This is a genomic window from Aliivibrio salmonicida LFI1238 (genome assembly GCF_000196495.1).
GTDB lineage: Bacteria > Pseudomonadota > Gammaproteobacteria > Enterobacterales > Vibrionaceae > Aliivibrio > Aliivibrio salmonicida.
In genome coordinates this window covers 1369168-1387386 of the sequence record NC_011312.1, presented here as the reverse complement: position 1 = coordinate 1387386, position 18219 = coordinate 1369168, and the positions used below count along the sequence as shown (strand labels likewise).

Below are 18219 nucleotides of genomic sequence, written 5' to 3'. Positions count from 1 at the left end.
GAATTTTATTTGTTAGGTGTAGTTCCCCGCACGCTTACGTTGTAATTACTTCCGCCTTTAATTCGTCCATATTGAGATGAATTTTCAAAAATAGCCGACCGATGATGAATACTGTAACCAAGCCAAACACCATCTAACTCTCGATGATTAAATAAGTCGCCTAGGTTCAAGTCAAAAGAGAAATCAAGATAGTTTAGTAGTTTGCTTTCCTTATACCCTTTTTTATCCATTTCTGATTGTTCAATATAAGACACATTATTAATATAAGACAAACCTTCAGCCACACCAAAACGCCATTTAGTCGGCCATGGAATCGTTACATACGCTTTAATTGCGACCACAAATTCTGAGCTTAAATTTTGAACGTCTGATTTCCAATGCTGAACATAACCAGGGGTTAAAAATAAATCCACTGGCAATGAAAACACTTCATCAGTTAGCGGTAGGCCATAAAAAATAGAGGTCATTTGGTTATTATAAGGATCTTTTTCTGAATCCAGATTGATAATATCCCCAATATTTGAAGGCGTAGCCCAACCATGCGCTATACGTAAATAAGGTTTATTACTGATGTCTTTTTTTGAATTATCACTATTGGTAAAAAAGCCAACACCCAGAAAATACTCATATTCCCATCGCTGATCAATATATTGGCTACTGTAAGCATTATCATCAAGACGATTAATATAAGCACCGCCTAGAAGGTACAAGTTAGAGATCACATGATAACGAGACATAAAACCGGCTTTAGCATCAATACCTGCGCCTAAATTCTCGTCATTGCTTGTCTCACCATTCAATGCATAATAATAACTAACCTGAATTCTGGATAAAACATGCTTTAAGCGAGGATTAGTTCAAATTCACATTCTGATAGCTTAATTCGTGGCTTTTGTTTTTTTAAACAATAAGCCACAACGCCTGAAATTACATTTAGCATGAAACCAGTCACGCTACGATGACGGCTATGTTCAATTTGAGAGATATTCTTCAATTGGTCATTTATCGTTTCGATAATGTATCTCTTTGATAACATAGCCTTATCAAAAGCACTTATCTCTTTTGCTTTCATGTTTTTTCGCGAGGTAGTCACTAAATCGACATCAGAGTTCTTTAAGCTCTCACTCAACTTTTTACCTATGTACCCTTTATCAGCGTACAATTTCCCCGAGAGTTCTTTGCATAAATCAGGTACAGGAGTCCTATCATTTACATTGCCAGCTGTGATTTTCAGCGAAATAATTTCTCCAAGATGGTTAATCAATAAATGAAGTTTGAAGCCGAAAAACCATCCCATGGTACCTTTTCCTCTTTTCGCAACACCATCAAAGACTTTATGGCGAGGAATTCGAATGTTATGGCATACTTTAAGACTCGTGGAGTCAACAAAAGCAATGCCAGTCGGCTTACCTTTGATAGATTGAAAATAGGCACACATTGGGGCGATTAGGCTAGGCATTTTGCTCACAAATCGAGTGTAGCTAAGTAAATTTGGAAAGTATCCTTTCCAATATTGATGAACTAACCCGATATAGAAGTTCTTGAAATCTCTATGATTTGATTGATGAAAAGCGATGACAATAGTCATACATTCACTAGTAGACATTACTGACTGACGTTTTCTTTTTCTCTCACTAGCCTCAACAAGGTATTTTTCCCATTGAGATAAGAATTGATAACAAAAATCATCGACATCACAAAATATATCAACTAATTTATTCATCTTGCCCACCTTTTAAAATACGTTCAAATAATTCTTGGTCGAAAGATCTGATCGTTAGGTGGGCAATTAGTTCAGCCTTATCCAGAATTCAGGTTATGTACAATTTGAGCCAACACAGACTCTCTTTTAAGTCGGCTACTCACGTCTAAAGAAGGCAGCTCAAGCTCATGTCGTATTTGTTCTGAAAGTGCCTTAGCTTCTTTTAGTACCTCTTCATTAATGACTAAACCAGCGCAATCATGCCCACGAAGAAGAGAGACTAACGTGACAACATCACAACGTTTTGGATTCCATCGTAAAAAAGAATCTAATGCCATTTCTGATTTTTCAAACGAATACAATTTTTGGGAAGCAGACAATGCCGAGACTAAATCAACCACGGTCTCTTTTTCTGCTTTTCCCTTAATGATAGAAATTAAATGGGCAAATAAGGTATCGATTGGCAATGGAAATAATCGTAACCCGTACTCCGTTATCGCTTTGTTATCATCCAGCGCTAACATGGTTTGTAATTTCGTTTCAGCTAAACCCAATGCTTTTTCTGGTAACTGTTCTAAAAAAGACAATTCACGCAATGCCGACCCACAACTGGCAGCGGCTAACACAGGCTCGACCAATTCTTCACGTTGTAATTCTGGAGGTGTCATTAGCTCTAGCGGGGCATGTTGTCCATACAAACGAATAGCATGACCTGCTTGTGTTCTACCTGCTCGGCCTACTCTCTGATCCGCACTTGCTTTAGAAATAGAGTGTAACGCTAATGCTGTGCGTCCATTGCGTTGGTGTGTTCTTCTTTCTAAACCAGAATCAATGACCAACGTAATATTAGGAATGGTTAACGACGTTTCCGCCACATTGGTTGAGAAAATAACCCGCTGTTTTTTAGACTGGCTTAATGCTCGTTGACGTAATTCATCAGACACACCCGCATACAAAGGGATCATATCTAACGCAGGAAAGAGTGAACTCGCCATTTCAACACATTGAGTTATCTCTTTTTTCCCGGGAAGAAAAATAAGTACATCGCCTTCTTCCCCATTAAACAGCGCCTCCTGTAAAGTAGACACAATTCGGGATTCAAGATCTTTACCAGAAGGCATCAACTGTGATTGAGTGGCAAGAAAAGAGATCGATACCGGATATTGGCGACCTTCTGCTTTTAATACAACGCCATCAATATACTGTGCCAGTCGTTCACTCTCCATTGTCGCGGAAGTAAGCAGTAATCGATGTTTATTGTGTGTATTCAACAAAGATAACAAAAGATCACTGTCCCAACGACGTTCATGAAACTCATCAATCATGACAATATCAAAATGTGCTAATTTATCTTCCATGAACCATTTTAATGCGACTCCTGGAGTAACAAAAATCACTTGGCTTTGATCTGAGTATTGGCTATCTAATTTAATAGCATAACCAATAGAGTCCCCCACCTTCTCTTTTCTTTGTTCCGCTAAATATTCGCCTAATGCAGTACACGCAATTCGTCTTGGCTCTATGACTAAGATTCGTCCGTATTCAGCCGCCCACAAAGGAAGATGAGTCGACTTTCCTGACCCTGTTTCAGATTTCACCACTAAATTTTTATGGCGAATTAAAGAACAAAAGTCAGAATGAATCGCATTTATTGGTAATAAAGACATATAAACCGAAAGATAAAAGAATATTTCACTACTCTAGCGGATTTGATTGATAAAAACATGACTCCTTTCGCACTTTATTCGCATTCACGCTTTGATATTTCAGTAAAGTAGGAATAGGATCGGTGGTTCATTCTTGATTTGAAGAAGCATAACAATGAATAATCACATACGTCCCCTATATATCCCTTATGCTGGCCCAGCACTTCTAAGTACTCCTCTGCTAAACAAAGGCAGCGCATTCAGCACTACTGAGCGTAAATATTTTAACTTAGAAGGCTTACTTCCTGAAGCCATTGAAAGTATCGAAGAACAAACTGGTCGTGCATACAAGCAATACCAAAGCTTTGAAAATGATATGGATAAACATATCTATCTTCGTAATATTCAAGACACGAATGAAACTTTGTTTTACCGTTTAGTTCAAAATCACATCAGCGAAATGATGCCCATTATTTACACCCCTACGGTTGGCGCTGCTTGTGAAAACTTCTCTAATATTTATCGTCGTGGTCGTGGATTATTCATCTCTTATGAAAACAAAAACCGCATTGATGATCTACTAAACAACGCCGCAAACCAAAACGTAAAAGTTATCGTGGTGACTGATGGCGAACGTATTCTTGGTCTAGGCGATCAGGGGATCGGCGGCATGGGTATCCCAATTGGTAAATTAGCACTGTATACCGCTTGTGGTGGTATCAGCCCTGCTCATACTCTACCAATCGTTCTTGATGTGGGCACAAATAACCCTCAACGTCTTGCCGATCCAATGTACATGGGCTGGCGTCATCCTCGTGTTACTGGTAACGAATATAAAGATTTTGTTGAAGAGTTCATTCAAGCTGTTCAACGTCGCTGGCCTCAAGCTCTCGTTCAATTTGAAGATTTCGCTCAGAAAAATGCGATGCCTTTACTTGAACGTTACAAAAATCGCATTTGTTGCTTTAATGATGATATTCAAGGTACCGCTGCGGTTACTGTTGGGTCTTTACTTGCGGCATGTAAAGCAGCAGGAAGTTCATTAGCTCAGCAACGAGTTACTTTCCTTGGTGCAGGCTCAGCGGGTTGTGGTATTGCAGAGGCGATCATTGCTCAAATGGTATCTGAAGGTATTTCTGATGCTCAAGCTCGTTCACAAGTGTACATGGTTGACCGTTGGGGCTTATTGCAAGAAGGCATGCCTAACCTGCTTGATTTCCAACAACGCTTAGTTCAAAAAGCAGAAAATACAAAAGAGTGGGTTTCTGAAGAACCAAATTACTCTCTTTTTGATGTCATGCATAATGCAAAACCAACCGTTCTTATTGGCGTATCTGGTGCTCCTGGCTTATTTAGCAAAGAAGTTATCCAAGAAATGCACAAGCATTGTGAGCGCCCAATTGTATTCCCATTATCGAATCCAACAAGTCGTGTAGAAGCAACACCAAACGACATTATTCGTTGGACAGACGGACAAGCATTAGTGGCAACAGGTAGCCCATTTGATCCAGTAACACACAATGGTCAAACCTACCCAATCGCACAATGTAACAACAGTTTCATCTTCCCAGGTATTGGTCTCGGCGTATTGGCAATTAAAGCGACTCGTGTCTCTGATGAAATGCTAAGAGAATCAAGCCGTGCATTATCAGAATGCTCACCACTTGCCATAAATGGCTCAGGTGCGCTTCTTCCACCATTGGAAGAAATTCATACTGTATCGAAGAAAATTGCTTTTGCCGTGGCTAAAAAAGCCATTGAACAAGGTTATGCCTTAGAGATTACAGATGAAGCATTAATGCAGAAAATTGAACAATATTTCTGGAAACCAGTATACCGTCGCTACAAACGTACTGCTTTTTAATTAAAAATTTCCATCGATATCAAAACCAGAGAAAATTTCTCTGGTTTTTTTTCAACTATCTGTTTCTATTAGCGCTAGAATACCCACTACATTACTATTTTATAAAAAGACGCATTACATGAATCTCATTATTTCTTTCTTTAACACAATGGGCAGCTACTTGACCCCTTATTTATCCGATATCTCTGTTGCGATGATTGCTTGTGCTCTTGTCATGTTAGGCGGCGATATTAATCGTGCGGTTCGAGCTTTTCTATCCGGCAAGCATTTTTTAATACGCACAGGCGCATTTATTGGCATTAACGCCTTTGGTTATGGGTTACTTATTGTCAAAGCAGCCCCTCTTCTCAGTTCTACTTTACGTTCAATTCAACCGGCATTTATGCTTGCGATTGTACTTTCCACCTTTATTATCATTGGTGCATGGGCACAGAAAAATCGTCAAGTGTAAATTTTAAAAACAGTTATCAGAGGTACAATGAAGATCCTTTTTCCTTCAAAATTAAAAAAATGGCTGAAAATTATTCTATTAGTGAGTGGCATTTTTGTTGCCATCGTACTGTTAATGGACCTTTATATTTCCTTATCAACTCAATCGCAGCTGTATGACGATATTCAGGCGCTTCCAACTCAAGAAACCGCATTGGTCTTAGGGACAAGTAAGTACATCCGACGAACACTCAACCCTTATTATCAATACCGTATTGATGCTGCTATTGAATTATTTAAACAAAACAAAGTGTCCCATTTCTTGCTCAGTGGTGATAATGCCCATCGTTCTTATAATGAACCATGGACGATGAAACGAGATTTACTCAAAGCAGGCGTTCCCGAAGAAAATATAACGTTAGACTATGCTGGCTTTCGAACCTTAGATTCAGTATTAAGAGCCAAAGACATTTTTGATGTCGAGAGTTTAACGATCGTTACTCAACAATTTCATTGTCAGCGAGCTCTGTTTATTTCTAATCACTCAGATATGGATGCAGTGTGTCTTGTGGTTCCCTCTCCGACAGGGTGGGCAAATACAAAAATTCGCATAAGAGAAGTATTGGCAAGAACCAAAGCAATGCTTGATTTGTATATTTTTAATGTGCAACCTAAATTCTTAGGCCCTAAAGAACCTATCCAGCATAAAACTATTCCTGTTGAATAATTCGATTAAATAAAAAAAGCCTCGCTATGTATATACAATAGCGAGGCTTTTTATAGCAGAAGACTAATCCATAAAACGAGAAACCAATCTTTGATCGGGCAGATTATTACTTCTCACCACCCTATTACGCCCTTGATTTTTAGCTTTATATAGCGCGTCATCCGCCCTTGCTATCACTTCGGAAATACGCTCATTCCCCATTTCTGCCACACCAAAGCTACACGTCAAAGATTCATTATGACACCAAAGGTGATGCTCAACAGTACGTCGAATATGCTCTGCTTTTTCAAACGCTTGATCCAGACCAGTCTGTGGACTAAAAACAATAAACTCTTCACCTCCCCAACGAACGAGGAAATCAGTCGTTTTAATCGATCCCGTCACCACCAAAACAAATTCTCGTAAAATATCATCCCCAACTTGGTGACCTAACTTGTCATTAATACCTTTAAAAAAATCAATATCAATGTAGATAACAGAGAATTGTTGTTTACCCCAACGTACTTGTTGAGACATTCTGTCTAACCAATCCCTTACTGCGTTTCGATTTCTCGCACCGGTTAACGAATCTCGGTGTGCTAACTCGGCAAACTCAACATTTTTTTCTTTTAAATTATCATTCATCTTTTGTAATTTGGTTTCACGATACGTACTGGCTTTAAGACGTCGATTTAACCCTTTTTGTTCATAAAGGATGTAACCAATGATCATGACCAACCAAGCATACAAAATAAATTTCAATAAGGTCGTTTCTTTAACCCAAGAACCACGCAGTTCAATACTATTAATTGTCATTTCAAAATTACCGACACTAAGGCCTGAAGACGTCGCAATTTCAATAATCGATACATTAGAAAATTCAGGCGCAGCATGTTCTACGGCTACTTTGTAATCCGCAATCCACCACGTTAATACTTGAAAATCCGACAATAATATTTCTTTTGGACCCGTTTTAAATCCAGGTTCATATTCGATGCCATTAAATTTTAATGACGCCGCGTCGTTGCGTTTAGTGTATGCCGGGTTGCTGTTTCGTAAATACACCCGTAAACGACCATTAGGATCGGTACTTTTATAATCGATATCGAGTACCAGGGTAGAATAATCCGAGAGATCGATACCTTCAAAAATACTGCCTGATAAATGAATCGCAGCCTCGCAATAAGGCCAAGCATAATCCCCTTTTTTCATATTACACAACATGCTTGGCACATTATTTTTATCGATTAATGTTGCTTCACTAATCCCTCCAACCTTGCGATCATCAGTGCCGTAATAGCTGTATTTTTCAGGACTAATTGTTAATGTTTTAGTATCCCCCCAAAAATGATGCCAAATAAGTGCACTAATTGAGAGGATTAGCATTCCTATTATTATTTTTTGAAATACCCGCATACGACGTTCCTTTCATAGCCAGTAAAAGTTGATCTCCATTCCAAAAAAATAATACCGCACTTAATTTTCATCGCAAAGAAATAATACTTTGTTATTGACTGACTCATGTTTTTACTTCTTTTTTTATGACTAATCTCTAACTTTTCAACTCTATTTTTTATATTTTTTAACAAGAACATCAACAATATAAACCCATGATTTAAATGGCATTTTTTCGACACTATGACAAACTTTTGACTAATGTCCATATTTCTCTTTGTCAAGACTTGAAGATCATATTATATAATGGTTTGATCCCCCCTCCTGAGTTTTGCATTCCATTTTCTATCTTTATGACGCAGTAAGGTCTTCTACATGCCACAATCTAAAAATGCGACAGTTTCCCTAGCGAATCCCACTGAAATTGCTTACCAATCGACCTCAATGGACATTTGGGAGAGTAAATATTGTCTTAAAAACAAACAAGGCAATCGTGTTGATCTTTCCATGGACGATACCTTTAAACGCGTTGCCAAAGCTCTGTCTGATTTAGAACAACCCGCAGAACAAAAACAATGGAATGAACAATTCTTATGGGCATTGCGTAATGGTGCAATCCCGGCTGGACGCATCACATCAAATGCAGGTGCCTTCGAACATAAACCGGCAACATCAACCATTAACTGTACCGTTTCTGGCACCATCGTTGACTCTATGGATGACATTTTAGGAAAAGTACACGAAGCTGGGTTAACGCTTAAAGCTGGCTGCGGTATTGGGTACGACTTTTCAACATTACGTCCTCGTGGCGCATTTGTGTCTGGTGCTGGCGCTTACACGTCAGGCCCTCTATCGTTCATGGATATCTACGATAAAATGTGTTTTACCGTCTCTTCTGCTGGTGGACGCCGTGGCGCACAAATGGGCACCATGGATATTCGACACCCTGACGTTATCGACTTTATTCGAGCAAAACGGGAAGATGGCCGCCTACGCCAATTTAACTTGTCACTGCTCATTACCGAAGATTTTGTAGAAGCAGTTAAAAATCAAAACGATTGGCAACTGATTTTTCCAATTACACTAAAAGAAGCGAAATTAGATCACATGGATCTATACAGCGATAACAGTGTGGTATGGGCTGACTGGCCAGTAAAAGAAGGGTTCGCAGAAAACGAAGAAGGCTTAGTTGCTTGTAAGGTCTATCGTACGATGCCAGCTCAAAATCTGTGGAACATCATAATGACATCAACGTATGATTACGCAGAACCTGGCTTTATTCTAATCGACAAAGTAAACCAGATGAACAACAACTGGTTCTGTGAAGAAATAAGAGCAACAAACCCTTGTGGTGAACAGCCTCTTCCTCCTTATGGAGCTTGTTTATTAGGATCGATTAATTTGACTAAGTTTGTCCGTAATCCATTTACTGACACTGCTTTTTTTGATTGGGATGCTTATCGTAATGTCGTTTCTATCTTCACTCGCATGCTTGATAACGTTGTTGAAATTAATCAGTTACCACTAGAGCAACAACGTCATGAGATCATGCATAAACGTCGTCATGGCATGGGTTTCTTAGGCCTTGGTTCAACATTAACGATGCTACAACACAAATATGGCAGTATTGAATCCATTGGGTTTACGGAACAAGTTGCTCAAGAAATGGCGGTTACTGGTTGGAAGTCAGGACTCGATTTAGCCGCGGAGAAAGGCTCTGCACCAATCATGGAAGAAAGCTTTATCGTGACAGCAAAAATGCTTCGCCAACGCCCTGAGATGGCTGAGGATGGCATTAAACTGGGTGATAAAGTAAAAGGAAAAGTATTGCATGCTAAGTACAGTCGTTACATGCAACAGTTGGCAATCATTGAACCAAAACTCGTCGCTAAGATCATTGAACAAGGTGTTCGTTTTACCCACCACAGTTCTATTGCACCAACAGGCACCATCTCATTATCTCTTGCTAATAATGCAAGTAATGGCATAGAGCCAAGCTTTGCACACCATTACACTCGTAATGTCATTAAGACAGGTAAAAAATCAAAAGAAAGTGTTGATGTCTACAGCTATGAATTATTAGCATACCGTGCATTAATTAACGACAAAGCAATGCCATACAGTACTAATGAAGAAAATAAGCTACCTGATTATTTTATTACTGCTGACGACATAACCCCTCAGCAACATGTTGCTGTACAGGCTGCGGCTCAGAAATGGATTGATTCATCGATTTCTAAAACAGCGAACATACCAACAGACTTCCCATTCGAAGAGTTCAAAGACATTTATATGGATGCTTACGACAAAGGATTGAAGGGCTGTACAACTTTCCGCTTTAACCCTGAAGTATTCCAAGGGGTTCTCGTTAAAGAAGAAGACCTAGAAAATACAACGTATTGCTTTACGCTAGAAGATGGCTCGACATTAGAAGCAAAAGGCAACGAAAAAATTGAGTACGATGGTGAGATGCATACCGCCGCTAATTTATATGATGCGCTAAAAGAAGGTTACTACGGTAAATTTTAATTTACCGCCCTCATCCAATTCAATATAACTAAATAATAAAAATTAGGGAGCATCCCTCCCTATTTAAAGATTAAGAAGGGTTTACCATGGTCAAGAAAATTGACAGCAAAATCATTGGCTTTAAAGTAAAATCAAAAGAAGACATCGCACAAGTACAGGTTGCTGAGACAGAAGAAACAATAGAGCAAATGCATGAGATGATCCAACGCCCAGAGAAGTTATTAGGTTCAACCTACAAACTAAAAACACCTGAGCATGTTTCTGAACATTCTTTATTTATCACGATTAATGATGTGATATTAAATGAAGGAACAAAACATGAGATCCGTCGTCCATTCGAAATGTTTATTAATTCAAAAAGTTTAGAACACTACCAATGGATTATCGCCCTCACCCGTATCATGTCTGCCGTTTTCCGTAAAGGCGGCGATTGTACGTTCTTAGTAGAAGAGCTTCGTTCTGTGTTTGACCCTCGTGGTGGCTACTGGAATAAAGGCAAATATGTGCCTTCTTTAATCGCTGAAATTGGTAATGTCATTGAACAACATTTAAAAGATATTGGTTTGATTGAAGATCCTGAAATGGATAAACACCAAAAAGCATTTTTAGACGCAAAAAAAGCAGAACTAGCGACTAAAGAAGAACCGAAAGAAGAGAAGATTGAATCTAGTTTTCCACCAAGTGCAACACTTTGCTATAAGTGCCATAATAAATCCGTGGTTGTTAAAGACGGTTGTCAAACCTGCTTAAACTGTGGCGACTCTAAGTGTGGTTAATCGTAAAAACCAGTAAACTATAAATATAAAAATGGCTCTATATTATTGAATATAGAGCCATTTTTAACACTACTAACAATTAGTGTTAAATATCAAATTGAACATAAATACTGTTGTAATGTAAGCGTGCGGGGAACTACACCTTGTCTTTTACATTCCAAGGTAAAAGTGAATCGATATCTGGCGATCCAACACATAAACGATCTAGACAATACCTAATATAATCGTAAGGGATTAATCCGTTTGCCTTTGCTGTTTCTACAATGCTGTAAAGCATTGCACTTGAATCTGCACCAGCCGTTGAACCCGAAAATAACCAGTTTTTCCGGCCGATAACAAACGGTTTAACCGCTCGCTCTGCTCGATTGTTATCAATAGATAACAATCCATCATCAATATAACGAACTAATTTATCCCATTGATTTAATGTATAGCTAATCGCCTCACCTAATTTTGTTTTAGGTGATACTCGACTAACTGCGCTATCAAGCCAATCACGGAGCTCTTTAAGTAAATCGCGGGCTTCTGTCTGCCTAGCAACATACTTGGCTTCAGGGGAAGCCTCTTTTAATAACGATTCGATCCGGTATAGCTTTTGGATTTTACTCAATACCCAATCTGCACTCCCTGTTTTCCCTTTTACTTGAACACGTTGAGCCTCAATAAATCGTCGACGTGCGTGTGCCCAACAGCCAACTAAAATCGCTTCAGTTTGTTCATAACCTTGGTAACCATCGGTATGTAAATACCCGTTATAACCTTTTAAAAAGTTAACTGGATGGTAGCCATGCCTGCTAGATTGATAATCATAAAGTACAATTCCAGGCAAAACACCAGAGCCTGGAGAATCATAGCCAGAGCAGTAGACCCACATATAACATTTTTGCTTTTTCAACATCCAACACATTTACCGTTGTTTCATCACAATGCAGAGTGGGTTGTTCAAGCAAAATACGATGTAACTCGGTATTAAGAGGGGTAAATAGTACCGAGCATTTTATTAACCAATCCGCCATCGTTCGCCGTCCAATAATGATACCCCATTGCTGAAATAACGTTTCTTGACGATAAAGTGGAAGACTGTATTGAAATTTAGCCGTAATAATTTGAGCAAGTAAACTTGCGGTCGCAATCCCTTTAGGGATTGGTGACGCTGGCATTGGGGCTTGTTTAATGTCTACTGAAGTATTGTTTTTTTCACAATTTCGGCAAGCATATTTAGGACGAACATGTTGAATAACTTCCACTTTAGCTGGTACAAATTCCAACTTTTCACTGATGTCTTTACCCATCGCATGCATCTCTAGACCGCAACACTTACAAGTTTTATCTTTTATGTCGTGGATAATAACAGTACGCGGTAAGTCTTCAGGTAAGCGTTGGCGTTTTGGCTTTTGACGAGTGTAGGTAATCGTTTGTGTGTCATCATTTTCAATGATGATTTCTTCTTCTGTTTCATTGAATAAATCAAATTGAGTCGAGTCAGATTCACTGCTTTTACCAAAGCGCTGATGTTGAGCCAGTCGAAATTGCTCTAGAAGACGGTTATATTTATTTTCAAGCTGAAGCACAAGTGCTTTCAGCTCGTCAATGGTATCAGGAAGTGGTTTTATTTTATCAGTCATGTAGATGACTATATAACGATAATACAGGTAATCAATCGGTTGCCTCCTATTCTTGACTGAGAATCAACTATTTAAAGGGTTGTTTGATAATGTACTGGTTGATGTCCTAAGATATCAAAACCTTGTAATAGCAGTGTCAGTTGCTGCTCTGATAATGCTAACGTATCGTTATTTATATTTCGTGGCCATTTGAAGCGGTCTTCATCTAATCGCTTGTACCATAAAGCGAATCCTGTTTTATCCCAATACAATATTTTGAGTTTATCACGAGGCTTATTGCAAATATAAATAGAGCATCACTAAACGGTGATAGTTGCATTTCTTGCTCAACAATCACGACAAGGCCATTAATGGCCTTGCGAAAATCGACAAAATCACGATGAAGATAAATGGTGGAAACATCAGTAAATACATTCATGATTGATACCCTTTTAATAAGAGTCCTATCCAGTGAGGTTCAGTATTAGCTGGCAATGTTAATCGCAATTTTCCGATAGAAAGTTGAATATCTGGTAATTGTGGAGTGGCGATGATAGTTGATGTTAACGCTTCTACTTTCAAGAAAGTAGAAGCGTTAATCTTTTGTTTCCATCGTGCTTTACGTGCACTAAATGTCTTTGGCAGAATATTATGGTTACGACAAAATTCAGCGGCACTAAGCTTGCTAGATTGCTGAGATTCAAATAGAGCGTGCCATTGCTCTGGTGTTCTCTTTTTATCTTTTTGCATAATTACGTTCTCGTTAAATGAAAGATCGTAAGATACGCATAATGAATTTTATTTGTTAGGTGTAGTTCCCCGCACGCTTACCTTAATGCTAAATTGCGCGTCAAACAAAATGGCTTCTTTTTCACCACTAACAAGCACTGACGTCGTTGGAAAAACGCCATCTTTACCTGGATTGTACGGTGAAATATTAAGATCTGCTGCGGATGCATAGCTGGTCAATATCAGTGCGCTCGTTAAAGTGATTGCAGAAAATGTAGTCATAATTTACCTATATATGTAGAAACAGTCTGTGAATACGTCACGATTAAAAGACCATGTTATTAGATTGTATTTCGTTGAAATACCCGATAATCTGACTTTCACTGTTTCATTTTTCGAGCATATGGATTTTAGGTGCAAAGTGATGGATAGACTGACCGCGTTACATGTTTTTGTCACAATCGTTGAACAGAAAAGTTTGAGTGCAGCAGCTGATCATCTCGACATGTCACGAGCAAAAGTGTCTCGTTATTTGGCTGAGTTAGAAAGTTGGATGGACGTTAGATTACTGCATAGAACCACAAGAAGCCTCAGTCTAACCACGCCTGGGGAAGAAACGCTTGATGCCGCACGAAACCTATTAGCGTTAGCGGGTACTTTGGATGGCATTCGAAATCAAAATACAGTAAAACTGAAAGGACAACTACGAATAACGGCAAGCTATTCATTAATAGACAGTTGTTTAATTGATGTGATTGATGAATTTGTGACGATGTGGCCAGAAACCTCGATAGATATCCTTTCTACTGACGAATCGGTAAATATTATTGAATCTCGTATTGATCTGGCTATTCGCATTACGAATGACGTTGAACCAAATATTGTGGCTAAGCGTCTAGGCGAATGCCGCTCTATTATTTGTGCTTCACCCTCCTATCTAGCCAAAAATGGCACGCCTCAAAATGTACAAGCACTCAGTCAACATAACTGCCTTTCTTACACTTATTTTGGCCGTTCTGCATGGGTGTTTGATGGTCCTAATGGGCCAGAGTCTGTTCCAATTACGGGGAATATTAGTGCAAACCTGTCAGAAGTATTACTTGCCGCGACATTACGAGGAAATGGCATTAGCCAACAACCCCTTCCTACCGTTCAACCCTTGATTAATCGTGGTGACTTAGTGGCATTACTGCCTGAATGGCAGCCAAAAATCTTAAACGTTTATGCGATTTACGCGACACGAAAACAAGTAACACCTTTACAGAGAGCCTTCATTGATTTTCTAACCAAAAGAATGAAAACGTCACGGTATTGGTAAGTTAGCGTTATCTTAACGCTAACACAATCGCTGCGACACCAGAGATCGAACACATCACTAAAGACACGTTTCTAATCGTCTCTTTGTCTATTCTATCCACCACTTTCATTGCGACTAAATAACCAACATATGACGCTGGCAATAACGGTAAAGTAAGATACAAATGCGACATGCTCATATAACCAGCAGGGACTTGCACCGCTAGCGATATAAGGCTACTCACAACAAAGAAAGCAGATAAATTAGCGCGGATTAAATTCGCCTCTTGGTGCTGTAATAACAACGCCATTGGCGGACCACCAATACCAGAACTCGTACCGAACAAACCAGAGAAAAAACCAGCTATTGTCATTCTTGAATTATTTGGCTCAATGCGAAAAGGCAATAAACTCACCACAACCGCAAGCAATACGACAACCCCGATCCAAAGTGACAAGAGTTTTGCATCAACATAATAAAGCAGCAAACCTCCAAGAATCGATCCAGGAATTCGCCCTAAAAATGCATACCCTAAGCCACGAAAAGAGACATTTTCTTTGTATTTATACGCATTAATAATGGATAAAAACAAACCAACAATCACAATAGGCGCAGGAACGTAACTCGGCGAAATAAGAAATAAAAGAGGTGCCGTGACAATCGCTAAACCAAAACCAATCGCACTTTGTACAAATGACCCGATAAAAATCAGAATCATCGCAAACAACAAACCTAAATCCATTAGAGGAAGCTCCATAAAAAATGCCTTCTATTATGATAGTAATATCAGAAGGCATTATGAACTAGATGTTAGAAAGGAAACAGCAGTATTACACGCTTACCCTTTCGAATTTATTCAACCGATTGCAAGGTTTCCCATGTCACTTCGCAGTCACCTTTCGCAGCTGAAATAAACGCTGAATCGCCTGTGATCATCACTGACATTTCCATCGTTCTTTCTAACAATGCAGAAAATGAGTGTATTTGAACAGAATCAAAACGAACCACATCAACAGGATACTGTTTGAATTTACTTTGGTTTTGCTTCCACCACACTTCAGATTTTGAGTTAAAGCTGTACACCTTAGTCACTTTAGACTGGCGTGACGCTTTTTTCATACGCTCAGGATCAGGCTCACCTGCATCAATCCAAAGAGAGATCGTATCATCGTATTCACGAACCCAAATATCCGGCTCATCAATCGCAGACAATCCTTTCGTAAACGTTAAACGCTCTTCAGCATTCAAACAAAATGCCAATACACGAGCCATCATACGCTCTTCACTTTCTGATGGGTGCTGAGCAATGGTTAAGCTTACTGAATCATAATGATCACGATTCAAGTCTGTTAACGCGATACGAAATTTGTAGATGGTTGGTTTGATAGCCACTGGCTTTCCTAACTATTGAGAATTGAAGGCATTGTACGCGATTCTTGTTGCTTAGCTAGGCATAAAAAAAGACCTCACAGTGGTACCTGCGAGGCCTTAACGTACTTATAGGGGAAAGTACTTATTCGTTCTTTATTTTTTCAATACTAAGCTTAGCTTAAATCGACATTTTTTGTGCCAAAGAACCACGTTGCAATAAAGCCAACCGCATAAGAAATCACTAAGCCCGCAGCAAACACAAGCATACCTGCAAAAATACCCGCGCTTGATGTCATTAATGGTAATGCGACAATACCTGATGGACCAAATACCGTATTCAAACCCACTGGTAATCCCATGTAAGACACTAATCCGATAAAGAAACCACCGGCAGACCCACCAATACACGCCGTAATAAACGGTTTTACTCGTGGTAATGTCACACCATAAATAAGCGGCTCACCTATACCTAAGAAACCAAATTGGCATTTGGAGATTCATTTCCCATGATATAAAGTTGATCTAATAGCGTAGCAAAACCCAATAACAAACCAGCGGCAATGAAACCCGGAATTAACGGAGTAAAGATGGTCGCAAATTTACTTAAAAATCGCTGTGTTGCACTCGTTTGTTTCTTTTTAGTTTCTGTTTATGCTCAGAAGCAACGTCTTTCAACTCTTTTTGTTTTGACGAATCAGGCGTGTCGCTATTGTCTTCTCCCTCCATCATTTCATTCATCATTTCAGCGGCAGTTTGTGCTTTTCCTGCGCCTAAAACGATTTGAAATTGATCATCACTTTCAACCAAACCCATCACACCTGCAATGCGTTTAATCGTATCTCGATTCGCTAAGCTGTCATCATGCAAAGTAAGACGTAAACGCGTCATACAGTTGCCACATTTAATGACATTATTTTTGCCACCAATTGCGTTTAATATCTCTTGTACCATTGATGTCGTTATCTTGGCCATGCCATTTTCCTTTCTCAATCTAGAGGCTATTGCAGACCATATTGATCTGCATAGTCTGGTTAGCTATTAGCGAGTGCATCGCGAATAAATCCATTATATTCCGTCAATTTGTCTGTCGCACTTTTCGCATCGAGCCCAGACAACACAATAAGAATCGCTGTCTTACAGTGGTTATTACATTGAGATAACGACTCTGCGGCTTCCGTTTCTGAACAGCCCGTAGCCTCAATAACAATATTCTTTTGTCTCTGTACTAATTTTGCATTGGTTGCTTCGACATCAACCATCAAGTTACCAAATACTTTACCAGTGCGGATCATCGCTCCGGTTGTTAACATGTTCAGAACCAATTTTTGAGCCGTTCCGGCTTTCATACGAGAAGAGCCAGTTACGATTTCAGGGCCAACAACTGGTGTCATATTGATGTCTGCCAGTTCTGTCATTGGGCTATTTGGGTTACAACTCAGCGTTGCTACGGTTGCACCGACTGATTTTGCGTATGCCATCGCACCAAGAACATAAGGAGTACGTCCACTCGCGGCAATACCCACTAGCACGTCTTTCTCGTTCAATCCCAAATCTTGCAGATCTGATGCGCCTAATTCACGGTTGTCTTCTGCATTTTCTACTGCTTTTAAAATCGCTTTATGACCGCCAGCAATTAAACCCACAACCAGGTCAGGATTAGAGCCGTAGGTTGGAGGGCATTCACTTGCATCCAAAATACCTAAGCGGCCAGATGTGCCTGCACCGATATAAATCAAACGCCCACCACATTGAAACGCCACAGCAATTGCATCTACAACTTCAGCGATTTGAGGCAAAATAGCTTCAACGGCTAACGCCACTTTCTGGTCTTCTTTATTAATAACCGTCAACATTTCTACGGTTGATAACACATCTATTTGCTCACTTGCTTGATTACGGCTTTCTGTTACCAATGTGGTTAGATCAATTTTCATAATGGCGTTCTCTTCAAAAGATAAATTCTCAATTTCAATGGTTGCCATCATAAAGAATAAAAAATTCCATTTAGTGACCAAAATCACAACAAAAGTTATTCTAAACTCTCAAAATAAGTGGAATAAACAAAATTAACAGTAAGATAGAACACGTTAAATAACAGAAACAAACCATTAATTTTCAATAAGATAAAAACAATAAACCAATCAAGAATAATAAGAGTAAATTTGGAATAA

At 39.2% G+C, this 18219-nt stretch carries 13 protein-coding genes and 5 pseudogenes; 6 read left to right on the top strand and 12 right to left on the bottom strand.

What is annotated here, in order from left to right:
• Positions 1-5: 5 nt before the first annotated feature.
• The 3 genes and pseudogenes from VSAL_RS06900 to VSAL_RS06890 all read right to left on the bottom strand — a co-directional run.
• Positions 6-815, bottom strand: a pseudogene (locus tag VSAL_RS06900) (MipA/OmpV family protein); the annotation flags it as partial.
• A gap of 26 nt (positions 816-841) precedes the next feature.
• Positions 842-1723 (bottom strand): IS982-like element ISVsa6 family transposase, encoded by an 882-nt coding sequence (locus tag VSAL_RS06895; protein ID WP_012548944.1) that lies wholly within the window; start codon positions 1721-1723, stop codon positions 842-844.
• 77 nt (positions 1724-1800) lie between these two features.
• On the bottom strand, positions 1801-3369 hold the full coding sequence (locus tag VSAL_RS06890; RefSeq protein ID WP_231850896.1) for a helicase-related protein: 1569 nt from the start codon (positions 3367-3369) through the stop codon (positions 1801-1803).
• Positions 3370-3523: 154 nt separating this feature from the next.
• Here VSAL_RS06890 and VSAL_RS06885 point away from each other — a divergent pair, with 154 nt between their 5' ends.
• The 3 genes from VSAL_RS06885 to VSAL_RS06875 all read left to right on the top strand — a co-directional run bounded on the left by VSAL_RS06885 (position 3524) and on the right by VSAL_RS06875 (position 6368).
• Positions 3524-5212, top strand: a complete 1689-nt coding sequence (locus VSAL_RS06885; RefSeq protein WP_012549994.1) for an NAD-dependent malic enzyme — start codon at positions 3524-3526, stop codon at positions 5210-5212.
• A gap of 118 nt (positions 5213-5330) precedes the next feature.
• Entirely contained in the window at positions 5331-5663 is a 333-nt protein-coding gene (locus tag VSAL_RS06880) for a DUF3392 domain-containing protein (RefSeq protein WP_012549993.1), read from the top strand.
• Between the two features lie 27 nt (positions 5664-5690).
• Positions 5691-6368 carry a SanA/YdcF family protein gene (locus VSAL_RS06875; RefSeq protein WP_012549992.1) on the top strand — a complete coding sequence of 226 codons (678 nt, stop codon included), beginning with the start codon at positions 5691-5693 and terminating at the stop codon, positions 6366-6368.
• Positions 6369-6431: 63 nt separating this feature from the next.
• Here VSAL_RS06875 and VSAL_RS06870 read toward each other — a convergent pair whose 3' ends face one another.
• Positions 6432-7763, bottom strand: coding sequence for a GGDEF domain-containing protein (locus VSAL_RS06870; protein WP_012549991.1), 1332 nt, complete (start codon positions 7761-7763; stop codon positions 6432-6434).
• A gap of 354 nt (positions 7764-8117) precedes the next feature.
• Here VSAL_RS06870 and VSAL_RS06860 point away from each other — a divergent pair, with 354 nt between their 5' ends.
• Both VSAL_RS06860 and VSAL_RS06855 read left to right on the top strand, forming a co-directional pair.
• Positions 8118-10271: an adenosylcobalamin-dependent ribonucleoside-diphosphate reductase gene (locus tag VSAL_RS06860; protein ID WP_012549990.1), complete on the top strand. Its 2154-nt coding sequence runs from the start codon at positions 8118-8120 to the stop codon at positions 10269-10271.
• A gap of 86 nt (positions 10272-10357) precedes the next feature.
• Positions 10358-11047 carry a TSCPD domain-containing protein gene (locus VSAL_RS06855; protein WP_012549989.1) on the top strand — a complete coding sequence of 230 codons (690 nt, stop codon included), beginning with the start codon at positions 10358-10360 and terminating at the stop codon, positions 11045-11047.
• Between the two features lie 136 nt (positions 11048-11183).
• Here VSAL_RS06855 and VSAL_RS06850 read toward each other — a convergent pair.
• The 4 genes and pseudogenes from VSAL_RS06850 to VSAL_RS06835 all read right to left on the bottom strand — a co-directional run.
• Positions 11184-12672: pseudogene (locus VSAL_RS06850) on the bottom strand (IS66-like element ISVsa2 family transposase).
• Positions 12673-12743: 71 nt separating this feature from the next.
• Positions 12744-13090: pseudogene (gene tnpB, locus VSAL_RS23800) on the bottom strand (IS66 family insertion sequence element accessory protein TnpB).
• Positions 13087-13401, bottom strand: a complete 315-nt coding sequence (gene tnpA / locus VSAL_RS06840; RefSeq protein WP_012548925.1) for an IS66 family insertion sequence element accessory protein TnpA — start codon at positions 13399-13401, stop codon at positions 13087-13089. The pseudogene tnpB and the gene tnpA overlap by 4 nt, the downstream one beginning before the upstream one ends.
• 84 nt (positions 13402-13485) lie before the next feature.
• Positions 13486-13662 (bottom strand): annotated as a pseudogene (locus VSAL_RS06835) (MBL fold metallo-hydrolase); the annotation flags it as partial.
• A gap of 142 nt (positions 13663-13804) precedes the next feature.
• Here VSAL_RS06835 and VSAL_RS06830 point away from each other — a divergent pair.
• Positions 13805-14698, top strand: coding sequence for a LysR family transcriptional regulator (locus VSAL_RS06830; protein ID WP_044583226.1), 894 nt, complete (start codon positions 13805-13807; stop codon positions 14696-14698).
• A gap of 7 nt (positions 14699-14705) precedes the next feature.
• Here VSAL_RS06830 and VSAL_RS06825 read toward each other — a convergent pair whose 3' ends face one another.
• The 4 genes and pseudogenes from VSAL_RS06825 to murQ all read right to left on the bottom strand — a co-directional run bounded on the left by VSAL_RS06825 (position 14706) and on the right by murQ (position 17982).
• Complete coding sequence (locus tag VSAL_RS06825) at positions 14706-15419, bottom strand: sulfite exporter TauE/SafE family protein (protein ID WP_044583225.1); 714 nt, start codon at positions 15417-15419, stop codon at positions 14706-14708.
• 110 nt (positions 15420-15529) lie between these two features.
• The gene (locus VSAL_RS06820) at positions 15530-16069 is read right to left on the bottom strand and encodes a YaeQ family protein (RefSeq protein WP_012549986.1); all 540 of its coding nucleotides are present in this window, start codon (positions 16067-16069) and stop codon (positions 15530-15532) included.
• Positions 16070-16221: 152 nt separating this feature from the next.
• Positions 16222-17020: pseudogene (locus VSAL_RS22550) on the bottom strand (PTS transporter subunit EIIB).
• A gap of 59 nt (positions 17021-17079) precedes the next feature.
• A complete protein-coding gene (gene murQ, locus VSAL_RS06810; protein WP_012549985.1) occupies positions 17080-17982 on the bottom strand; it encodes an N-acetylmuramic acid 6-phosphate etherase in 903 nt (300 codons plus the stop codon).
• Positions 17983-18219: the final 237 nt, after the last annotated feature.